The organism is Tistrella mobilis, from assembly GCF_041468085.1.
Lineage (GTDB): Bacteria > Pseudomonadota > Alphaproteobacteria > Tistrellales > Tistrellaceae > Tistrella > Tistrella mobilis_A.
Genome location: NZ_CP121017.1, coordinates 53,128 through 74,079 on the forward strand (window position 1 = coordinate 53,128; position 20,952 = coordinate 74,079).

The following is a 20,952-nucleotide window of genomic DNA, read 5'->3' on the forward strand; positions in this document are numbered from 1 at the left end:
TTTCGTGTTTGCGGCCGATCATCTTCCGGCCGTTCGCATTCGAGGCTTCCGTGTTTTCCGGGGGGCGCGTCGCCCTGAAGGCAGCCGCCCTGAAGGCACTGGCGCCGCCCAGGAGAGGTGATGCCGTGACCGGACCGTCCGAAACCATTTATGCCGGGCTCGAACAGCTGGGCCGGACCACCGATCTGCCGGCTTCGCCCGATCAGGCCGTGCTGGAGCGGGTGGCCAACCCGCATCCGGGCACGCGCTATGCCGTGCGCTTCGTCTGCCCTGAATTCACGTCGCTCTGCCCCATCACCGGCCAGCCGGACTTCGCCCATCTGGTGATTGACTATGTGCCCGGCGACTGGCTGGTGGAGAGCAAGTCGCTGAAGCTTTATCTGCACGCCTTCCGCAATCACGGCGACTTCCACGAAGCCTGCACCGTGGGTATCGGCAAGCGTCTGGCGGAGCTGCTCGCTCCGGAATGGCTGCGGATCGGCGGCTACTGGTACCCGCGCGGCGGCATCCCGATCGACGTGTTCTACGCCACCGGTCCGGTGCCGGCGGATCTCTGGATTCCCGACCAGGGCGTGCCGCCTTATCGCGGGCGAGGTTGATCCAGCTGTATTCCTGATGAATTGAGAATCAGTCGCAATCTCTCTATCCTGTCGCCCGGGCGCGACGGATGGTCGGAGAGAGGGCGATGGCAGAAGCATGTGCTGCGATCCGTGAGGTGATGCCGGGGTTGTTCCTGGTCACGACGGATTTCACCCTGGATGCGCCGACGGTGGTGGAGAGCACCAGCTTTCCGGTCGCCAGCCTGTCAGTGGCGCTCGACGGTCTGGGCGAAAGCCTGGTACCCGGGCTCGACACCGGTTTTGCGCCAGGTGGCATGGGGCTGGCTGTCGGCGCCAGCCGCCGGCCGATCCGGACCCGTCTTGCCTCCGGCCGGCCGGTGCGCGTGGTAGATCTGGCGGTGGTGCCGGCCTGGTTCGACGGGCCGGGCGCGGCTGATGCGGATGAGACTCTCGACGCCCTGCGTGAGGCGATCGACCGGCCGACGCGATTGGTTCGTCGGCCGGCGGCGCGCCGGTTGCTGGATCTTGCCGGCAGCGTGCTGGCGCCACCTGCCGGCGGTGCGCTCGGGCGGTTGCATGCCGAAGCCCGTGCGCTCGACCTTCTGCTTGAACTGGTTGCTGCGATGGCCGATCTGCCGGGCAGCGGCGCCGTTGCCCGGACCCCTGGGCTCAGGCCGCGGGATCGCGACCGGATCGAGGCACTGCTTGCCCGAATCGATGCCGACCCGGGCTCGGCCGGCAGCCTCGCCCGGCTTGCGGCCGAGTCCGCGGTGAGCGTTGCCAAGCTGAAGCGGGATTTCCGCGCGGTGACCGGTGGCTGTATCGGGGGCTATATCGCCTCCCGCCGTTTGATCCTTGCCCGGGATCTGCTCCGCGACGGCCTGTCGGTTTCCGAGGTCGCCTGGCGCGCGGGCTATGACCATCCGGCGAATTTTGCCACCGCCTTCCGCCGCCGCTTCGGTTGCACGCCGTCCAGCTTGCGTAGTGGCGCCGGTTCGCGCGGGGAAGCGTGAGCCGCCCTCAAACGGGAATGATCCGCTCACAGAGGTCGCGGTGAACGCGACTGCATCTCATACGCAGTATGATCCGGGCGTCTCGTCCTTTCCTCGACGGCGGTGCCTGATGATCCGTTCCCTGCCCCTCTCTCCCGTTCTGCTCCTGTCCGTGCCTCTGATCGTGGACGCCCCGGCCCGGGCGGCGGACGCCGCCGACGCAGAAGCACTGCCGGCATTGACGGTGGAGGCCCAGCGCCGGACGCAGGCGGCCGTCGAGGTGCCGGTGAGCCTTCGCGCCCTCACCGGTGAGGAAGTGGAGGCGCGTGGCATCCGTGATCTCGGAGATGCCTTCGAGGCAACGCCCAATACCGACCTGCGCAGCCAGCGTGGTGGCATGGATGCTGCCACGGTCTCCATCCGCGGCGTCTCGTCGACGGCCTTCGGTGTCGACCCGGCTGTGGCGATCTATATGGATGACGTCTTCATCGGCAGCGATGGCGGTTTCCAGGTGCCGCTCTACGACGTGGAACAGGTCGAGATCCTGCGCGGGCCCCAGGGGACGCTTTACGGCCGCAATGCCCTTGGCGGCGCCGTGAATCTGCGCAGTCACCGGCCTGATCCGGAGGCCGGTGCCGGCGGCTATCTGCGTCTGGGTTTTGGCGAAGATGTCACCCGCCAGGCGGAAACGGCGCTCAATCTCCCGCTTGGCACCGACGCTGCCCTCCGCCTGTCGGCTCGGGGGGATCTGGCCCATGGCCGGGTCGACAATCGTGCCGGTACCGGTGATCCGGCCGATATGGATGATCTGGCCGGCAGAGCGCAGCTGCTTCTGCGGCCGGGGGAGGCGACGGAGGTGCTGTTTGCCGTCGATCATCTGCGTGACCGGTCCAACCCTGCCGCCTATGGCGACTATGAGCGTGTCTGGGACGAGGGGGTAAATCAGGCCATCCCGTTCAATGGCAAACTCGACACATCGGGCGCATCGCTGCGGCTCTCCCATGATCTGGATTGGGCCTCGGTCGAAAGCGTCACGGCCTGGCGGAGCACCGATGCGCGGGGTGATGGCGGCGACTTCACAGCCTCGCCGCTGCGGGTGAACGGCTATGACCGCGACCATGACCAGATGACCCAGGAAATCCGGCTGGTATCGGCATCGGGTGGCCCTCTGGACTGGACGGGTGGCGTCTTCCTGCTCCGGGCGCGGGACGACCGCTACGAATATACCGGGCTGTCCACCGCTCTTCCGGCCGATGTGCTCTTTCCAGGTCAGCCGGCCATTCCCTTTCCCTATCGCGAAGGTACGACGTCGCGGATCGAGAGCACCTCGCTTGCCGGTTTCGGCGATGTCACCTGGCATGCGACCGACCGGTTGGACCTGATCGCCGGCCTGCGGGCCGGATGGGATCGGCGCGAGATCGACTATGATCATCGCTCCAATGTACCCGGCATGACTTTGGGCGCACCCGGTCAGACCCGGTCGACGCGAATCGACGGGACGGATCTGTCACCGCGCGTCGGCGCGTCCTGGGCTCTCACCTCCGAAACCCGGCTCTATGCCACCATCTCCCGTGGTTACAAGGCTGGTGGCTTCAATGTCAGCTTCGCCCAGGGCGCCGACCTTTCCTATGATCCGGAAAGCGCCTGGAATTATGAGATCGGCGTGAAGGGCGATGTGCTTGACGGCCGGCTGGGCTTTGCAGCTTCGGCGTTCTGGATGGATTGGCGGGATCAGCAGGTCTATTCCTTCGACGGCTATGCGCTCTCTATCGCCAATGCACCCCGGTCCCGCAGCATCGGTGCCGAGTTCGAGCTGACGGCCCGGCCACTGCCGGGGCTCGATCTCTTTGCCGGACTGGGTTTGCTGGATGCCCGCTTCACCGACTATCCGAACGTCACTGTCGGGACCGATGGTGACGGAAACCGTCAGCCGCTTGCCTCGCGGACCAGCCTGTCGCTCGGCGCCGAATATCGTGAGCCGGTAACGGAGACGGCCGATGCGGTGGCGCGGATCGACTGGAACTGGCGGTCCGCCTTCTATTACGACGCCGCCAACACCATGCGTGAGCCCGCCTATGGCCTCGTCAACCTGCGCAGCGGTATCGACGGCGGTGATTGGGGCCTGTTCGTGCGGGTCGCCAATCTGTTCGATACGGCCCATCGGGCACTGGCCGCACAGCAGGCGGCGGGTATCCACGCCATTCCCGGCCAGCCACGCACCGTCGGCATTGAAGGCGTGCTGCGCTTCTGAGGCAGGGAGGCCGCTTCGCCATGACCGATCTTTCCCGCCTGAAGGTGCTGGTCTCGGGTGCGGGGCCAGCCGGGTTGACCATGGCTGCCTGCCTGGCAGCCCGCGGCTGCAGGCCCGTGCTGATCGAACGCGCGCCCGCTGCCCGTACCACCGGCTATGGCATCGATGTTCACGAGAACGGATGGGATGTGGCGGCGCGCCTGGGTGTGCTCGATGCGATCCGCGCCGCCGGTATGGAGCTGGGGCCGCTCTGCTATCATGATCTCGACGGGCGGTTGATCGTGCGCCGGGACGGCGCCCTGCTGGAACGGTCGGCCCGGGGCAAGCTGGTGGTGCTGGGGCGCGATCGTCTGGTTGCGATCCTGGAGGAGCATCTTGCCGCAGCCCATGATCTGGCGCCGGAGCGTGGCCGCAGCATTGCCGCCCTCGATCAGGACGAGAAGGGTGTCACAACCCGCTTCGAAGACGGGCAAACCGGCCGCTGGGATCTGGTGATCGCGGCGGACGGCATCCGCAGCCGGACACGTGATCTCGCCTTCGGCTCAAAGGCGGTCGGGGCCGTTCTGCCTCTCGGCTATTCCGTTGCCGCCTGGCACATGCCCGGGCTGGACATACCGGGGAACGGCTTTGCGGGCTTCATGGGCATCGGCCGCCAGGCGTTGTTCTATGCGACCGAGGCGGGGCGGACCGCAGCCCTGTTCTGCTGGCGGACCGACGACCGGCCGCCACGTGATCCGGCGCTTCTGGTGCCGCTGCTTCGTCATCTGTTCCTGGAAAACGGGCCGGCAGCACCCCTGATCCGATCCGCTCTGGAGGGATCGGTAGACTGGTCCCGCGCTCATGTCGATCAGGTGGCCCAAAGCGTCATGCCCGGCTGGTCGGCAGGGCGGGTCGTGCTGCTGGGGGATGCCGCTCATTGCGGCTCGTTCCTGTCCGGGCAGGGCACGTCCATGGCCATGGCGGGGGCCTGGATTCTGGCGCGGGAACTCGCCCGGCTGAACGCAATCCATGACGCGACGGCGGCATATGAGGCGCAGCTGCGGCCGGTGGTCGATCGCCTGCAACGGGCGGCACGGCGGGTCGGGCCGCACTACCTCCCGGCCAGCCGGAGGGCATTGCTGCTCCGCCGTCTGCTGTTGCCGGTGTTGACCTCGGCTCCGGTCTTCGCTTTGGAGAGCCGGGGGTTGATGCCGCGGAGCCTGATCACCGACGCATGATCAGGCTCCGCGGCCGGCTGGATCACTTGAACGGCAGCGGCACGTATTTGCCGTTTTCAACCACGGTCATCTGGAAGGCGCTGGCCATGTTGTTGTCGGCATCCACGCCGGTCAGTTCATAAGGATTACGTTCTGCCGGCAGCGTCTTGGAGGCTTCGGCCAGTGCCGCCATGATCTTCTCGGGATCCTCGGTGGTGCCGGCCAGTTCCATTGCCCGCACAAAGACCATCAGCGCGGTGTAGTTGAGACCGATTTCCGCCACGGCCTCCTCGTTGGCGCCATACTTCTCCTGGTATTTCTTGATGAAGGCCGGCGCGTTCTTCGAGGGGTAGTATTCAAGCGGCAGGTTGCCGACCAGGCCGTTCATCATCTCGATGGGGACGATGTTGTCCATCTCCTCGGGCTTGGCCTGATCCATGATCACGAAGCCGCCCTTGAAGCCCTGTTCGCGTGCCGCCTGCACGATCAGCGCGGTCGGCTGCGAAGGGCCGCCGATGAACAGGACATCGGGCTTTTCAGACAGTGCCTTGGCAACCGCGCCCGAGAAGTCGGTGGTGGTACGATAGTCGACGGCATTATCCGTCAGCACCTCGCCACCCATCTCTTTCCAGGTGGCGCTGAAGCCCTTGGTCCATTCCTTGGCATAGGCGTGGGTGCCGGGGACCATGCCCAGCCGCTTGCCGAACCGGCTCATCGCTGCCTCGGCATAGGGCTTGAACAGGGCATTATAGCGCGGCGGGATCATCATCTGCAGCGGGTTGCCCTGCTTCAGGATGGCAGGCTCGCTGGTATAGGCGCCGATGATGAATTTCTGCGGCCCCTTGGTGTTGAAGCCCTGCGCCGCCAGAATACCGCCCGAATGGGGGATGAACACGATCCGCGCACCGTTCTGATAGACCAGACGCTGGGCGTTGACCGCGGTTTCGTTGGGCAGGTAACGGTCGTCCAGGGACTGGATCTCCAGCTTCACCTTCTGGCCGCCGATATCCATGCCGCCGGCCGCGTTCACATCGTCGGCGGCCATTTCCAGGCCGCGAAGCGCGTTGCGGCCATAGAGTGCCGCGCCGCCCGAGAGCGGGCCGGAATAGCCGATCACGGCGCTGTCGGCGGCTTCGGCCGCGCTGCTGCCGAACAGCGTAGCCCCGGGCAGGGCCATCACCGCCGCCACGGCCGCCGCGATCAGAACCCGGCGGCGGGTCGTCTTCCGGATCTCGTCGATGACCATCTTCATGACATCTTGCCTCCCTTGACTGTCCCGGTTCATTGCCGGGTTTGCCGATCCCTGGTGCGATTCGAGCGTCGTCGTTCCGTTTGCGTCAGGCGCCGACATAGGCGCGGCGGACCTCGTCGTCGGACATCAGCGCCTCGCGCGTGCCCTCGGTGGTGATGTGGCCGGTTTCGATCACATAGCCGCGGTCGGCGATGGCGAGAGCGGCATGGGCGTTCTGTTCGGCGAGCAGCACGGTGGTGCCGCTGCGGCAGATCTCGGCCGCAGCATCGAGTACCTGGCGGACCACCAGCGGTGCCAGACCCAGCGTCGGCTCGTCGAGCATCAACAGACGCGGCCGACCCATCAGGGCGCGGCCGATCGCCACCATCTGCTGCTGCCCGCCCGACAGTGAGCCGGCCGGCTGATCGGCTTTTTCAACCAGGATCGGGAACAGCTCGTGGACCCGGGCGAGGGTGCGGCTGACGGCAGCCTGGTCGCCGCGGCAGGTATAGGCGCCGAGCATCAGGTTCTTGGCGACCGACAGATCGGGGAACAGCCGCCGGCCCTCAGGGCAGTGGGCGATGCCGCGGGCCACGATTTTCGCCGGTGCCGCCTTGGAAATGTCGTCGCCGTCGAAGACGATCCGGCCGCGGGTAACGCGATGCAACCCGCTGATCGTGCGGAACAGAGTGCTCTTGCCGGCGCCGTTGGCGCCCAGCAGCACCACCAGCTCCCCCTGGCCGACCGTGATCGAGATGTCCTGCAGCACCCGGAAGGCGCCGTACTGGACCGAGACCCCGTCAAGCGTGAGCATGGGCGTCGCTCCCCAGATAGGCGGTGATCACCGCGTCGTCGGTGCGTATCTGGTCGGGCGTGCCCTCGGCAATCTTGCGGCCGTGATGCAGCACCATGATCCGGTCGCAGAGCCCCATCACCATCTTCATCTTGTGCTCGATCAGGCAGACGGTGACCCCGGCCTCGGCGATGCGCCGGATCAGCCGACCCAGATCATCGGTCTCTTCCGGATTGATGCCGGCCGCGGGCTCGTCGAGCAGCAGCAGCCGGGGGCCGCCGACCAGGCCAAGCGCAATCGCGGCACGCTTCTGCTGCTCCTGGCTGATCAGCCCGGCCGGACGATGGGCGACCTCGGCGAGGCCGACGAAATCCAGCGCTTCCATCGCCCGCGCGCGCGCTTCGGCGATTTCGCGGCGCTCGCGCGGGCTTGCGATCAGGGCATCGAGCAGACCTGATCGGGTGCGGTGACGATAGCCCACGATCACGTTCTCAAGCACGCTCGCTTCGGCGAAGAGATGCGTGGTCTGAAAGGTGCGGGCCATGCCGCGCGGCGGCATGTCGTGGGTGCGCAGACGGGTCACGTCCTCGCCGCGGAAGGTGATGGTACCCGACGTCGAGCGGTAGAACAGGCTGATCAGGTTGAAGAAGGTCGACTTGCCGGCCCCGTTCGGGCCGATGATGCCGGTGATGCCGCCTTCCTCGACGGCAAAATCCACGTCGCCCACCGCGACGAGGCCACCGAAGGCCTTGGTCAGGCCGCGGGTTTCCAGGATGGCGGTCATGGGCGGACGGTCTCCCCGGTCTGGCCGCGGACGGCGGCGGCGCTGCGCGGGCGCGGCCGGTCGGGCATCAGGCGGTGCAGGATCAGAGTGGCAGCGCCGGCGATGCCATAGGGCATGAAGATCACCAGTGCGATCAGTGCCGGGCCGAAGGCCAGCATCTGGTACTGCTGAAAGGCCTGCAGGAACTGGGTGAGCGTGTAGACCAGCAGCGTGCCGATCAGCGGTCCCGAGATCGAGGCGATCCCACCCAGCAGCACGTAGAGCAGCATGTTGAAGGTGATATCGACCGAGGCGATATCGGGGCCGAGGAAGCCGATGAAGCTCGCATAGAGCCCTCCCGCAACACCGGCATAGATGCAGGCCATGGTGAAGGCCAGCCGCTTGGCCGACATCACGTCGATACCGGAGGCCGAGGCCAGCGGCTCGCTCATGCGCACGGCGAGCAGGGTGCGGCCGAAGAGCGACGATTTGATCCGCCAGGCACAGAGCATGGCAAGCAGCAGGAAGCCGGCGGTCAGATAGTAGCGTGAGGTGAAATCGTCGAAGGTGATCGGCCCGATCGGACTGGGACCGGGAATACCGACCACACCGATCGGGCCGTTGGTCAGGCTCTCCCACTTGTCGAGCACCTGATAGATGATCATGCCGACGGCGAGGGTGAAGATTGCGAGGTAATGCCCCTTGGCACGCAGGCAGATGCTGCCCACCACGAAGCCGGTCGCGCCTGTGACCAGGATTGCGACCAGCAGCGACGGCCAGAAAGGCCAGCCGAGATCGGTGGTGAGCAGGGCAACGGCATAGGCGCCGATGCCGAAGAAGCCGGCATGGCCGAGCGAGAGCAGCCCGGTATAGCCGAGCGCGATATTGAGCCCGTAGGCGCCGATCGCGAAGATGAAACCGGTCAGCACCACCTGCATGTGATAGGGGTTGGTGACGACCATGGGCAGAGCCAGAACGGCCGCCAGGAACAGGCCGAGCCAGACCCGGCTGACCAGCCGGCGGGCGGGGTTGACCGGCGGGCGGGGATCGGGAAGCGCCATGATGTCAGGCCCCCTTCGCGAACAGGCCGGAGGGTCGCAGGGTCAGCACCAGCGCCAGGATCGCAAAGGCGATCAGATCCTGATAATCGGTGGCGAGATAGGTGCCACCCAGGCTTTCGGCGAGGGCGAGGCCATAGCCGCAGATGATCGCCCCGGCCACACTGCCCATGCCGCCGATCACCACGATCACGAAGGCCTTGAGGCCGACGACCAGACCCATCGAGGGTGAGATCAGGTTGATGGGCGCGATCAGCGCCGCCGCCGCGGCTGCCAGGCCGGCAGAGAGCGCGAAGGTGATCATCGAGATCCGCTCAGGATCGATACCGACCAGCTGCGCCCCGACCCGGTCCTGGGAAACCGCTTCGATCGCGGCGCCGAGTGCGGTGCGCTTCAGGAACAGGAAAAGCACCGCCATCAGCCCCATGCCGGCGATGATCAGGATCAGCTTCTGCTCCGTCACCGTGGTGCCCCAGAGGTCGACGACTGCGCCGTAAGGCGACGGCAGTCGACGGAAATCCGCCCCCCAGACCAGCTGTGCGAAGGCTTCCAGGAACAGCATCAGCCCAACGGCCGCGATCATCATATTCACGTGCGGTGCGTGGCGAAGCGGCCTGAAGGCCAGCCGTTCGACCAGAATGCCGACCACGGCGAGAGCCGCCACCGCCAGCGCCATGCCGATCCAGTAGTGCAGGTCGAGCCCGGTGACGGCGGCAAAGGTGACATAGGCGCCCAGCATGTAGAGATGCCCGTGGGCGAAATTCGGGATCTCCATCGTTCCGTAGATCAGTGTCACGCCAAGGGCCACAAGGCTGTAGACACTGCCCAAGACCAGACCATTCATGACCTGTTGGGCAAACAGCTCCATCGCGCGCATCCCTCCCAGGGTGTGCCCGGCCGGGCGTCGGGTGGTGGCGGCTGCGTGGCGCGCGCACGTCTTCCCGGCCCTCCGGTGGCCGGTCGCGAAACACGCCGGCCATTTGTCCCGGAAGCTTAGCGACGTATTTTCATCTCGGTCAAACGTCTAATTGAAATAGATGTCCATCGCGAAATTCTGCATTGCACAATAATTTCGCCTTCGGTGATCAGAACGGCGCAGAATTGCGCCATTCGTGGGCGGACATGCAGCGCAATATGTCTCGGAGATGAATGTCAGCGGCGGCGCCGGCTGCGACCATGGCGGCCCGGCAGTTCAGGCCAGTCGACCAGCTCCGGCGGCCGCTTCGCGATCCAGCGCAGGAAGCCCTGCATTTCGGGCGCGGCCCGCAGCGCCTCGGCGGTGTTCAGCTCGCGGGCGAGGCGCTTCTCGTCGAACAGGCGGTGGATCATGCGATGACAGATCCGGTGCAGCACGGCCTGATCGTGCCCGCCTGCCGATACCGGCACCCAGTGGTGCCGGTCGACCGCTGCCGCCAGCGTCGGCAGCGGTCGGCGGCAGATGGGGCAGATCGCACTCAGCGCCGTGCCATATGGCGGTTGAGCCGGGCCTCTACACGCGCAAAGACGCGGGTCAGCAGCAGGGTGATGACGAGATAGATCACGCCTGCGGCCACGAACAGCTCAGTGACGGCGAAGGTCCGGGAGATCAGGGTGCGGGTGACGCCCATCAGATCGAGGATGGTGATGGTGCTGGCGAGCGCGCTCGCCTTGATCATCAGGATCACCTCGTTGCCGTAGGCCGGGAAGCCGTAGCGGATCGCGATCGGCAGGATGATCCGGCGGAAGGTGAGCGCCCGGCTCATGCCCAGCGCCTGGGCCGCCTCGATCTGACCGCGCGGCACGGCCTGGATGGCACCGCGCAGGATCTCGGCGGTATAGCCGCTGGTATTGAGCGCGAAGGCGATGATCGCACACCAATACGGCTCACGCAGGATCGGCCACAGGAAGCTGCTGCGGATCGCCGGAAACTGTGACAGGCCGTAATAGATCAGGAACAGCTGCACCAGCAGTGGCGTACCGCGGAAGAAGAAGATGTAGCCGCGGCCGAACCAGGCGAGCAGCGGGTTCTGCGAGATGCGCGCCATAGCGACCAGCAGGGCGAGAGCCGCCCCGATGATCAATGCCAGGGCGACGAGCTGGAAGGTGGTGGCCAGACCGCCGGCCAGCCGCTCCCAATTGTCGAAGATGACTTCCCACCGCATCGCTCAGGCCCTCGCGCCGGTCGCGGGCACACCCGATGCGCGTCGGCCCGTACCGCGGGCCGCCCAGCGTTCCATGCGGGCGATGCCGATCTCGGCGATCAGGGTGAAGAACAGATAGATGAGTGCCGCGGCGAAGAAGAAGGTGAAGGGCTCCCGCGTGGCGCCGGCGGCGACATGGGCCTTGCGCATCAGCTCGTCGAGCGCCACCACCGACACCAGGGAGGTATCCTTCATCATCACCAGCAGCAGATTGCCGAGGCCCGGCAGGGCCAGCCGCCAGACCTGCGGCAGAACGATGCGCCGGAAGGTCAGGCGCGGGCTCATGCCCAGCGCCCGGGCGGCTTCGATCTGGCCCTTGGGCAGGGCTGCGAGCGCGCCGCGGAACACCTCGGTCGCATAGGCGCCATAGGCGAGGCCCAACGCCACCACGCCGGCGACGAAGGGACTGACCGAAACCTGGGTCTCGGCACCGGCAGCAGTGAGGGCATTGTTCACGATCACCGGCAGGGCGAAGAAAACGAACAGCACCACCAGCAGCTCCGGAATGCCGCGGATGACGGTGGTGTAGGTCTGGCCGATACCGCGCAGAACCCGCGACCGGCTGGATTTTGCGAGGGCGCCGGCAAGGCCCAGAACCAGCCCCAGCGCCAGCGAGGGCGGAATCAGGGCGAGGGTGATCGCCGCCCCTTCGATCAGCAGGCCGCCATAGCCCTTGAAGTCGAACATCGAAGCGTGACCGTTCCCAGAAAGCGGTGCATCAGCCCGGCGTCAGGCCGATGCCATCGAACCGCGAAAGCCGGGACATTTCTGTCCCGGCCATCCGACGGTTCCAGTCGACAGGACCCGGCCATGAGCCGGGCAGGCGGTCACTCGCCATAGATGTCGAAGTTGAACCACTTGTCGTTGATCTGCTTGAAGGTACCGTCGGCGCGGATCGCGGCGATCGCGTCGTTGAACTTGTTCACGAGCGCGGCATCGCCCTTGCGGACCGCAACACCGATGCCTTCGCCGTACCACTTCGGATCGGCAACCGGCTTGCCCACGAAATGGAAGCCCTGGCCATCGCTGGTCTTCAGCCAGTCACCCAGAATCGGCTGGTCGGCGAGCGTGAGGTCGGCACGGCCCGACACCATGTCCAGATTGGCCTGGTCCTGGGTGTCGTAGAGACGGATGTCGCTGTCCTTGTAATTGTCTTCCAGGTAGGTGACGTGGGTCGTCGACCGCTGGACCGCAATCACCTTACCGGCAAGTGCCTTGGGAGAAGTGTCGTCATAGGTCTTGTCCTTCGGCGCCACGAACTGACCCGCCGACAGGGCATACTTGCTGGAGAAGTCCACCGACTGCTTGCGATCCTCGGTGATCGACATGGCAGCAATGATGGCATCATATTTGTTGGCGAGAAGGCCGGGAATGATGCCGTCCCAATCCTGGGCGACGATCTCGCACTCCGCCTTCATTTTCGCGCAGAGGGCATTGGCGATGTCGACGTCGAAGCCGTCGAGCTTGCCCTGCTCGTTCACGAAGTTGAACGGGGGATAGGCACCCTCGGTCGCGATGCGGATCTTGTCGGCCGCGGCAGCACTGCCGGTGGCCAACCCCAGTCCGATGACGGCGGCGCTCAGGATACGGAAAATGCCCACGTGTCGATCTCCCTCGACGATACTCGACCCTCCGCCCCGCCCGGGACCGGCCCTCAGGCACGGTCCACCGGCTCCCCCGAACCGGCGGCCGGACCCCGCGGGCCTGCCGCTGACGGATGCGGTATTGCTAAGGTCTAGTAAAGCCGGGCCGCAGGGGCCGGTTCAACGACAAAACGCGGGCAAGGCCTGTGAAACGGTCAGGACGCGTGGGCGGCTGACTCATGCTCGTGATGGGCGTGGCCGGCAACCCGCAATGCAGGACGGTCGATCTGGCCAAGCCGGGTCGGATCGGCCGCCAGAACCTCCATCACCTGCCGCCAGGCTTCCGCAGCACCGGGGCCAACGGCCGCGAAGGCCTTGTCGAGATAGCCGGTCTGCAGGGCCGACAGCCGGGCTTCGAGCTTCGCGCCTTCGTCGCTGAGCCGCACATTCAGCATCCGCCGGTTCGACGGCACCGGCGTCAGCAGAACCAGCCCCTGATCCAGCAGCTGGCGCATCGGTCGATGCAGGGCCTGACGCGACACCCTGAGCTTGTCGAGCAGGTCGGTCAGGGTCATGTCGGGGCCGCCATGCCCCACGAAATACAGAATCCGATGGTGCGACCGGTTCAGCCCCCGTTCGGCCAGAATGCGATCAGGTTCCTCGACGAGAAACCGAAACGCGAAGTGGAACAATTCCAGATCACGATCGTTGCTGCCGCCCTCAGTGCAGGATGCCATCAGCTTTGCTCCATGCGCTCGTTATGTTTCTTGCGCAACTGATTTCGGGCAGATCATGAAGCGACATGCCTGATCAGTCACGACCTGTACACAAGATATAGCACAAGAGTTAACTATGTGTATCCAACGCTCCAGAATTATCGCAGTCGGCTTGCAAGAAACTGACGACAACGGTCGTTGACTGGATTTTCAAAGACCTGCTCAGGCGGACCGTCTTCAGCGATGATACCCTGATCGAAGAATGCAACCCGCGAAGACACCTCGCGCGCAAAGCCCATCTCGTGCGTGACGATCAACATCGTCCTGCCTTCTTCGGCAAGACTGCGAATGACACGCAATACTTCGCCGACCAGCTCAGGATCGAGCGCCGAGGTCGGCTCGTCGAACAACATGACGCGGGGGTCCATGGCCAGCGCCCGGGCAATGGCCGCCCGCTGCTGCTGACCTCCTGAGAGTTCCGCGGGATAATGTCCGGTCTTGTCGGCGATCCCGACTTTCTCAAGCAGACGGCGGGCGGTATCGGCCGCCTCGTCACGGGGGCGGCCGAGCACGTGGACCGGTGCCTCGGTCACGTTCTCGAGCACCGTCAGATGGGGCCAGAGATTGAAGCTCTGGAACACCATGCCCAGCCGGGCACGGATCCTGTCCAGCTGGCGCGGATCGGCCGGCTCCATGCCGCCACCGCGTGCCGGCTTCAGGCGAATCTCCTCGCCATCGACACGGACGACGCCCTGATCGGGCATCTCCAGCATGTTGATGCACCGCAGGAAGGTGCTCTTGCCTGATCCGCTGCTGCCGATGATCGAGATCACATCGCCTTCGGCCGCCTGGAGAGAGACCCCCTTCACCACCTCCAGATTACCGAAGCGCTTGTGCAGGCGCTCCACCTCCAGCGCCCAGCGTGTCGTCGTCATGTGCCCCCTTCGTGGCCGCCACCGGCCGTTCTGGTTTCGCCGATCTCCGCCGCCCCTACGGACGAAATCTGTCTCTGAGACGGGATTATGACGGGCGGGCAGCCCGGAGGAAACCGGCAGTGGCATCAATCAGTCGGCGGGTGGCGGCACGTCACTGGTGGTGTCATCGAGCGCGGTGATACGCGCTTCGACCTGAGCGCGTTCCGGCGAGCCCGCCGGCAGCACGTCGAGCAGGCGGTGCCAAAGGCTGCGGGCCTGATCCAGCTCGCCGTCGCGGGCATGCACTTCGCCACCCAGCCAGAGCGCCATGTCGTGTTCAGGGGCCAGCGCCAGTGCCCGGTCGCGGGCTGCATGGGCGGCGGTGATGATCCGGGGATCGAGTTCGCCGTCGTCCGGAACCTCGACCCGCGCCTGCATCAGCGCGAGTTGCAGGTCCATCACCCGCGGATTGGCTTCGGCGCCGCGGGCAAGGGCTGCGCGCGCCGCCGCCGGATCACCGAGAACGGTGTAGGAGCGGGCGAGACGCAGCCAGCCCTCCGGATCCTCGGGCGCATTTTCCAGGCGTGACGCCAGCCCCTGAACCATGCCGCGGATCATTTCGGCCTGGGCAGGCGGCACCGCCATGCCGCCGGGTGCCTCTGCGGCCTCGCCCGGGCTGCGCCAGCTTTCGGGGATGAGGCTTACCACCGGTTTGCCCAGATCGCCGGCGGCGCGACGGATCTGGCGTTCCAGCTCCGCCCGCCAGGGGGCGTCGGCGGGGGTGTCTGCGGCAAGCGCCACCCAGCGCTCCAGAGCCTCTGCGATCCGCCCGGCCTGGGCATCGGCGAGGCCCAGATAATAGCGGGCTGCGGCATTTTCGGGATCGCGGGCGACGGCACGGTCGAACAGCACCCGGGCATGTTCATCCACCTGGCCGCCGCGGGCGATCACCTCGGCGGCGGCAGCACTCGTCAGCAGGTCGACGTCATCGGGGGCAAGGGCCAGCGCCCTGGCAAAGGCACGGGCGGCCTCGTCATGGCGCCCCAGGCTGCTCAGGGCGCGGCCAAGCAGGGTCCAACCGCGAGGATCCTCGCTGTCGGCACCTTCAAGTTTGGTCGCCAGTTCTTCGGCCAGCTTTGCCAGATCGGCATCGCCCGCCTGGGCGAGCGGCCGTTCTGCCGCCGGATGGTCGGGAAGGCCGGGCTGTCCCAGACGCAGATAGACACCGACCGCGATCATCGGTACCAGCAGGATCAGAATCGCAGCCAGGCGATTGGCCCGGCGCCGTTCCTTGCGGCCCGACGGTGCGTGATGGGGTTCCGCCCCGCGGGCGGCATCCGCGGCAAGCAGCCGACGCTGGATTTCGAGCCGTGCCGCCGTCGCCTCATCGGCGGTGAGCCGACCCTGAGCCAGTTCGGTATCGACCTCGGCCAGCTGATGGCGATAGATCGCGATGTCGCCCAGCCGGGCGGCTCCGCGTTCGCGGGCGCGACCTTTCAGAACCGGCAGCAGCAGCACGGTCAGGGCAAGCAGGGTAACCAGGGCGATGACCGCCCAGAACCAGAGACCGGTCATTTCTGGGGGCGTCCGTCCTTGGGCGGCGTGTCGGCTTCGTCAGACCCGGAAGCATCGGGCGCGGCGCCCCCTGCTTCGGTCGCATCGGTGGACGGTGTCGTATCCGCCGGTGCGGCACCTGTGGGCGCGGTCTTGTCCGGTGCCGGGTCGAAGATCTCGTCCGTGCCCGCACGTGCATTGCCCGTCTCGTCGAGCAGCCGGGCCAGACGCCAGGCCTCCTCATCGTCGAGCGGACGGGCAAACCCGTCTTCGGCGGCACGGGCGGTATAGGCGCGGCGCTGACGGCGGATGAAGCCGATCGCGATTGCGGCGCCGACCAGCAGCGCCACCGCCGGGGCAGCCCAGAGCAGATAGGTGGTCGACTTGACCGGCGGCCGCATCAGAATCCAGTCGCCATAGCGGTCGACCATGAAGGTCAGGATGTCGTCGCGGCTGCGGCCGGCCGCCACCTGCTCGCGCACCACCTGCCGCAGGTCGCGGGCCAGTTCGGCATTGCTGTCTTCGATCGACTGATTCTGGCAGACCAGGCAGCGCAGTTCCTTCGAGATCTCGCGCGCCCGGCGCTCTTCGGCCGGATCGGCCAGCGGAATCTCGGGCTGGGCGAGCGGTCCGGGAGCGACACTGCCGGGGGCCGGCATTTCCTGCGGTGCACGCTGTGCCGGGGCGTCGGTCTGCTGGGCCAGTGCCTGCAGGGCGGAGACCGCCAGCAGGGCGGCGATCGCGAGGCAAGCGGCGCGGGTCATTCGGCCGCCTCCTTCAGCAGCGGACGGATCCGGTCCTCCAGTGCCTCTTCGGTCAGCACGCCGATATGCTGTGCCAGGATGTGGCCCTGGCCGTCGACCACGAAGGTCTCCGGCACGCCCGAAATGCCGAACTCGATGCCGGTGCGGCCCTCGACGTCGGCGCCGATGCGGGCATAAGGATCGCCATGGCGGTCCAGCCAGCGACGGGCATCCTCGGGGCGATCCTTGTAGTTGATACCGACGATCCGGACACCCTCTTCCCGGGCCATCTTCATCAACAGGGGGTGTTCGGCCAGGCAGGGCACGCACCAGGATGCGAAGAAGTTGACCAGAACCGGCCGGCCATCAGCCAGATCGGCCGCCGCAAGCCCCTGTTCCCGCCCCTCGATCGGCCCGAGCGCAAAGGCGGGGACCGGCTTGTCGATCCGACCCGACGGTACGGCCCGCGGGTCGAGGTCAAGCCCGGTCAGAAACACCGCGGCCAGTGCCAGGAACACCAGCACCGGCAGGACGTAGATCAGACGCTTCAGCATCGACGCGGCCACTCACTCGGCAGGGGCGGGGGGCAGGGAGCCGGTGGTCTGCGGGGTCCGGGCGCGGCGCGGCGCCCCGACCCTGAGGCGCCGGTCGCTCAGCGATATCATGCCGCCAAGGGCCATGACCAGTGCACCGCCCCAGATCCAGGGCGTCAGCGGGTTGTGGTAGAGCCGGAAGCTCCATTTGCCGTCGACCGGCTCGGCGCCGGCCAGGGCCACATAGACGTCGGCGATGGCGTTGGTCCGGATGGCGGCCTCGGTGGTGGTGGTGCCCTGGGCCGGATAGAAGCGGATCTCCGGGCTGAGCTTCGCCACCGCCCGTGCGCCGGGCCCGTCGCCCGACATCAGACGCAGATCACCCATGGTGCTGCGGTAATTGGGGCCCGGCTGCTGGGTGACGCCACGGAACTCGACCACCCGGCCGCCGATCTCGGCGCGTTCGCCGGGTGCTAGGGTGACGGTCTTCTCTGCCTGCCAGATCGAGGCGCCGGTGATGCCCAGCACCAGAATGCCGACACCGAGATGGGCGACCGCCGTGCCCCAGGCGGCGCGCGGCAGATTGCGGGCACGGCGCCAGGCGGTGCCGGCACCCTTCGCGATCTGGATGCGCTCTGCGACATCGGCCAGGCTGGCGGCCACCAGCCAGACACCGAGCATCAGGCCGAGCGCGCCGAGTGCACCATCGACCGAGATGCCCCCGACGAAAAAGCCGGCCGCCGCGGCGAGCAGGGCCGCGACCATGGCGAAGCGCAGCCGCTGGAGCACGGCCCCCAGATCGCCGCGCTTCCAGGCGAGCGACGGGCCCATGCCGGCCACGATCAGCAGCGGCACGGCCAGCGGCACCACGGTGGCATCGAAGAAGGGCGGCCCCACGGTCACCTTGGCGCCGGCGAAGGCGTCGAGGAACAGCGGATAGAGGGTGCCGATCAGCACGGTCGCAGCCAGAGCCGACAGCAGCAGATTGTTTACCACCAGCCCGCTTTCACGGCTGACCGGAGCGAACAGCCCGCCCGGTTTCAGCGCCGGCGCCCGCCAGGCATAGAGGGTGAGGCCGCCGCCCACCACCACGCACATGAAGCCCAGCACGAACACGCCGCGGGTCGGATCGGTCGCGAAGGCATGGACCGAGGTGATGACGCCCGAGCGCACCAGGAAGGTGCCGAGCAGGCTGAGCGAGAAGGTCAGGATTGCGAGCAGGATGGTCCAGGACTTCAGCGTGTCGCGCTTCTCGACCACGATCGCGGAATGCAGAAGGGCGGTGCCGGCCAGCCAGGGCATCAGCGAAGCATTCTCCACCGGATCCCAGAACCACCAGCCACCCCAGCCGAGTTCGTAGTAGGCCCACCACGAGCCGAGCGCGATGCCGACGGTGAGGAACACCCAGGCTGCCAGCGTCCAGGGCCGGACCCAGCGCGCCCAGGCGGCATCGACCTTGCCTTCGATCAGGGCAGCGATCGCAAAGGCGAAGGCGATCGAGAAGCCGACATAGCCGAGATAGAGGAAGGGCGGATGGAAGGCGAGACCTGGGTCCTGGAGCAGCGGGTTGAGGTCGCGCCCCTCGGCCGGCGGCGGCATCAGCCGGTCGAAGGGGTTGGAGGTCAGCAGCATGAACAGCAGGAAGCCGATCGCGATCATGCCCTGAACCGCAAGCACCCGTGCGCGGAGCGAGGGCGGCAGGTTGCGGCCGAACAGGGCCACGGCGCCGCCGTAAAGCGCCAGGATCGTGGCCCAGAGCAGCAGCGAGCCTTCGTGATTGCCCCAGACGCCGGTGATCTTGTAGAGCAACGGCTTGGCGGTGTGGGAATTTGCCGCGACCAGCAGCACCGAGAAATCGCTTTGGATGAAGGCGATGGTGAGTGCCGCAAAGGCGCCCAGAATCGACAGCATCTGGGCCATGGCGGCGCCGCGGCCGGCGGCCATCAGTGCCGCATCGCCCCGGGCGGCCCCGATCAGCGGCACCACCGCCTGGACGATGGCCATGGCGAGCGCCAGGACCAGGAGGTAGTGGCCGAGTTCGGCGATCATCAGCTGGGATCCCCGCTGCCGGTCTTCAGAAGCTTCTGGTGGCTGCCCTCGGGCGTGCCCTCGCCATGCCAGGTGCCCGCACGTTTCATGGCGTCGACCACTTCGGGCGGCATATAGGTCTCGTCATGCTTGGCCAGAACCTGTTCGGCGGTCACGGTGCCGTCGGGTTCCAGCCGGCCTTCGGCGACGATGCCCTGGCCCTCGCGGAACAGATCGGGCAGCAGGCCGTCATAGCGGATGACCAGGGTCTGGGCACCGTCGGAGACGGTGAAGGCGACATTGGTGCCGGGGCCGCGGATCACGCTGCCGGCCTCGACCAGGCCGCCGACCCGAAGCCGGGTGCCGGGTTCCACCTGCTTTGCCTCAATGTCGCTGGGGCTGTAGAAGAACAGCAGATTGTCGCGGAAGGCGCCCAGCACCAGGGCGACGGCGACGGCGACCAGCAGCAGGATACCGCCCAGCGCATACATTCGCCGACGCTTGCGGCTGAAGCGCCGGGGGGCAGGCGTACGGGCGGCGGTGCCGCGTCCGGCGGCGGAAGCTTCAGGCGCGGGCGGCATCGTCGGCGGCTCCGTCGGTGCGGGCGGCGGTGCCCGGTGTGGAAGAGGCGGGACGGCGGCGGCGTGCGCGCCGGTCCAGCCCCAGCGCCTCGAGCCGGGCCAGGCGGGCCTCGGCACGACGCAGCGCCGCGCGGGCCTGCAGCCACAATCCTGCCAGCACCACGAAGGCGAAGCCGAAGGAGGGCCACACATAGGCGGCATAGCCGCCCATCGCCAGGAAGGTTTCGAGGTCGTTCACCGCCGTCATGTCCTCAACAATGATCGTCGTCCGGCGGGTCCGGCGCGATCTTGCGCAACAGATAGTGTCAGGCCGGGGCCCGCGTCCAGTGCCGCGGCAGGCTTGCGCCGCTATGTCGCGGAAGTTGCGTGACAAAAATCCGCGGAGCCGCAGCGTGTTCCGATCACTCGGCGCGGCCGAGGGCCGCCTGCATCTCCAGGCTGCGCGCCCGCCGCTCCAGAAGTTCCGTCCGCGCGCGCAGGCAGACGATCGCCACGAAGATCAGCGTGAAGCCCAGCGCCATCGCCAGCAGCGGCCAGAGCATGGAGGGGTGGATGGAGGGGGCATCGAGCTTCGAGATCGTTGCCGGCTGGTGCAGCGTGTTCCACCAGTCGACCGAAAACTTGATGATCGGCAGGTTGACCACACCCACCACCGCCAGGATGGCGGCCGCCTTGGCGCCGCGTTCGGGCGCATCGAAGGCGTCGCGGAGCACCATGTAGCCAAGATAGAGGAAGAACAGCAGCAGCACCGAAGTCAGCCGCGCATCCCACACCCACCAGGTGCCCCACATCGGCTGGCCCCAGAGCGAGCCGGTGACGAGCGCGATGGCGGTGAAGGCGGCCCCCGCCGGCGCGATCGCCTTGGCGGTGACGTCGGCCACGCCGTGACGCCAGATCAGATAGACCGCGCTTGAGACCGCGAGTCCGGCATAGGAGAACATCGCCATCCAGGCCGCGGGCACATGGACATACATGATCCGGAAGCTTTCGCCCTGCTGATAGTCGGGCGGCGCCACGAACAGGCCGAGATAGAGCCCGACCAGGATCAGGGCCAGCCCCGCCAGCGCCGCCGGGCGGCGGACGCGGTCGACGATGCGGCCGTAGAGGGTGGGATTGGCGTAGCGATGCATCGCGGACGGGACCCCGCCGGCTGAAGGAACAGATGGAACACAGGTTCCGGAACCCGGATCCGCGAGGAGGTGCACGCCTGGCGGCCGGGCGTCAAGCCTTGCTGCGCCTGCGCGACCATCGGACGCGGATCCGGGTCGCCCAAGTG

General features: G+C 67.0%; 22 protein-coding genes. 4 read left to right on the forward strand and 18 right to left on the reverse strand.

What is annotated here, in order from left to right:
* Nucleotides 1-125: 125 nt before the first annotated feature.
* The 4 genes from queF to P7L68_RS05920 all read left to right on the forward strand — a co-directional run bounded on the left by queF (nt 126) and on the right by P7L68_RS05920 (nt 5,020).
* Entirely contained in the window at nt 126-599 is a 474-nt protein-coding gene (queF, locus tag P7L68_RS05905) for a preQ(1) synthase (RefSeq protein WP_372003424.1), read from the forward strand.
* A gap of 86 nt (nt 600-685) precedes the next feature.
* Nucleotides 686-1,573 (forward strand): helix-turn-helix transcriptional regulator, encoded by an 888-nt coding sequence (locus P7L68_RS05910; protein ID WP_372003426.1) that lies wholly within the window; start codon nt 686-688, stop codon nt 1,571-1,573.
* Nucleotides 1,574-1,682: 109 nt separating this feature from the next.
* Nucleotides 1,683-3,803, forward strand: coding sequence for a TonB-dependent receptor (locus P7L68_RS05915; protein WP_372003428.1), 2,121 nt, complete (start codon nt 1,683-1,685; stop codon nt 3,801-3,803).
* A 20-nt stretch (nt 3,804-3,823) separates the two neighbouring features.
* Nucleotides 3,824-5,020, forward strand: a complete 1,197-nt coding sequence (locus P7L68_RS05920; RefSeq protein ID WP_372003430.1) for an FAD-dependent monooxygenase — start codon at nt 3,824-3,826, stop codon at nt 5,018-5,020.
* A gap of 22 nt (nt 5,021-5,042) precedes the next feature.
* Here the strand turns inward: P7L68_RS05920 and P7L68_RS05925 are convergent, their stop codons facing one another.
* From P7L68_RS05925 to P7L68_RS06010, 18 genes are all read right to left on the reverse strand, one after another.
* A complete protein-coding gene (locus P7L68_RS05925) occupies nt 5,043-6,251 on the reverse strand; it encodes an ABC transporter substrate-binding protein (RefSeq protein ID WP_372003432.1) in 1,209 nt (402 codons plus the stop codon).
* An 85-nt stretch (nt 6,252-6,336) separates the two neighbouring features.
* Complete coding sequence (locus P7L68_RS05930) at nt 6,337-7,044, reverse strand: ABC transporter ATP-binding protein (RefSeq protein WP_372003434.1); 708 nt, start codon at nt 7,042-7,044, stop codon at nt 6,337-6,339.
* Nucleotides 7,031-7,807 carry an ABC transporter ATP-binding protein gene (locus P7L68_RS05935; protein WP_372003438.1) on the reverse strand — a complete coding sequence of 259 codons (777 nt, stop codon included), beginning with the start codon at nt 7,805-7,807 and terminating at the stop codon, nt 7,031-7,033. Before P7L68_RS05935 ends, P7L68_RS05930 begins: the two co-directional genes overlap by 14 nt.
* A complete protein-coding gene (locus P7L68_RS05940; protein WP_372003440.1) occupies nt 7,804-8,847 on the reverse strand; it encodes a branched-chain amino acid ABC transporter permease in 1,044 nt (347 codons plus the stop codon). Before P7L68_RS05940 ends, P7L68_RS05935 begins: the two co-directional genes overlap by 4 nt.
* A gap of 4 nt (nt 8,848-8,851) precedes the next feature.
* Nucleotides 8,852-9,712, reverse strand: coding sequence for a branched-chain amino acid ABC transporter permease (locus P7L68_RS05945; protein ID WP_372003442.1), 861 nt, complete (start codon nt 9,710-9,712; stop codon nt 8,852-8,854).
* A gap of 284 nt (nt 9,713-9,996) precedes the next feature.
* Nucleotides 9,997-10,173 carry an HNH endonuclease gene (locus P7L68_RS05950; RefSeq protein WP_372003444.1) on the reverse strand — a complete coding sequence of 59 codons (177 nt, stop codon included), beginning with the start codon at nt 10,171-10,173 and terminating at the stop codon, nt 9,997-9,999.
* A gap of 125 nt (nt 10,174-10,298) precedes the next feature.
* A complete protein-coding gene (locus tag P7L68_RS05955; protein ID WP_372003445.1) occupies nt 10,299-10,985 on the reverse strand; it encodes an ABC transporter permease in 687 nt (228 codons plus the stop codon).
* A 3-nt stretch (nt 10,986-10,988) separates the two neighbouring features.
* Complete coding sequence (locus tag P7L68_RS05960) at nt 10,989-11,711, reverse strand: ABC transporter permease (protein WP_372003447.1); 723 nt, start codon at nt 11,709-11,711, stop codon at nt 10,989-10,991.
* A 140-nt stretch (nt 11,712-11,851) separates the two neighbouring features.
* Complete coding sequence (locus tag P7L68_RS05965; RefSeq protein ID WP_372003449.1) at nt 11,852-12,625, reverse strand: ABC transporter substrate-binding protein; 774 nt, start codon at nt 12,623-12,625, stop codon at nt 11,852-11,854.
* A gap of 197 nt (nt 12,626-12,822) precedes the next feature.
* The gene (locus P7L68_RS05970; protein WP_372003451.1) at nt 12,823-13,344 is read right to left on the reverse strand and encodes a MarR family winged helix-turn-helix transcriptional regulator; all 522 of its coding nucleotides are present in this window, start codon (nt 13,342-13,344) and stop codon (nt 12,823-12,825) included.
* Nucleotides 13,345-13,481: 137 nt separating this feature from the next.
* Nucleotides 13,482-14,258 (reverse strand): ABC transporter ATP-binding protein, encoded by a 777-nt coding sequence (locus tag P7L68_RS05975; RefSeq protein WP_372003453.1) that lies wholly within the window; start codon nt 14,256-14,258, stop codon nt 13,482-13,484.
* A gap of 129 nt (nt 14,259-14,387) precedes the next feature.
* Nucleotides 14,388-15,812, reverse strand: coding sequence for a c-type cytochrome biogenesis protein CcmI (gene ccmI, locus P7L68_RS05980; protein WP_372003455.1), 1,425 nt, complete (start codon nt 15,810-15,812; stop codon nt 14,388-14,390).
* Nucleotides 15,809-16,555: a cytochrome c-type biogenesis protein CcmH gene (locus tag P7L68_RS05985; RefSeq protein WP_372003457.1), complete on the reverse strand. Its 747-nt coding sequence runs from the start codon at nt 16,553-16,555 to the stop codon at nt 15,809-15,811. The genes ccmI and P7L68_RS05985 overlap by 4 nt, the downstream gene beginning before the upstream one ends.
* The gene (locus tag P7L68_RS05990; RefSeq protein ID WP_372003458.1) at nt 16,552-17,088 is read right to left on the reverse strand and encodes a DsbE family thiol:disulfide interchange protein; all 537 of its coding nucleotides are present in this window, start codon (nt 17,086-17,088) and stop codon (nt 16,552-16,554) included. Before P7L68_RS05990 ends, P7L68_RS05985 begins: the two co-directional genes overlap by 4 nt.
* A 12-nt stretch (nt 17,089-17,100) precedes the next feature.
* Entirely contained in the window at nt 17,101-19,116 is a 2,016-nt protein-coding gene (locus P7L68_RS05995; protein ID WP_372003460.1) for a heme lyase CcmF/NrfE family subunit, read from the reverse strand.
* Nucleotides 19,116-19,676, reverse strand: a complete 561-nt coding sequence (gene ccmE / locus P7L68_RS06000) for a cytochrome c maturation protein CcmE (protein WP_372003461.1) — start codon at nt 19,674-19,676, stop codon at nt 19,116-19,118. The genes P7L68_RS05995 and ccmE overlap by 1 nt, the downstream gene beginning before the upstream one ends.
* Complete coding sequence (gene ccmD, locus P7L68_RS06005) at nt 19,660-19,923, reverse strand: heme exporter protein CcmD (protein WP_372003463.1); 264 nt, start codon at nt 19,921-19,923, stop codon at nt 19,660-19,662. The genes ccmE and ccmD overlap by 17 nt, the downstream gene beginning before the upstream one ends.
* A 154-nt stretch (nt 19,924-20,077) precedes the next feature.
* Nucleotides 20,078-20,806 (reverse strand): heme ABC transporter permease, encoded by a 729-nt coding sequence (locus P7L68_RS06010; RefSeq protein ID WP_372003465.1) that lies wholly within the window; start codon nt 20,804-20,806, stop codon nt 20,078-20,080.
* Nucleotides 20,807-20,952 lie beyond the last annotated feature (146 nt).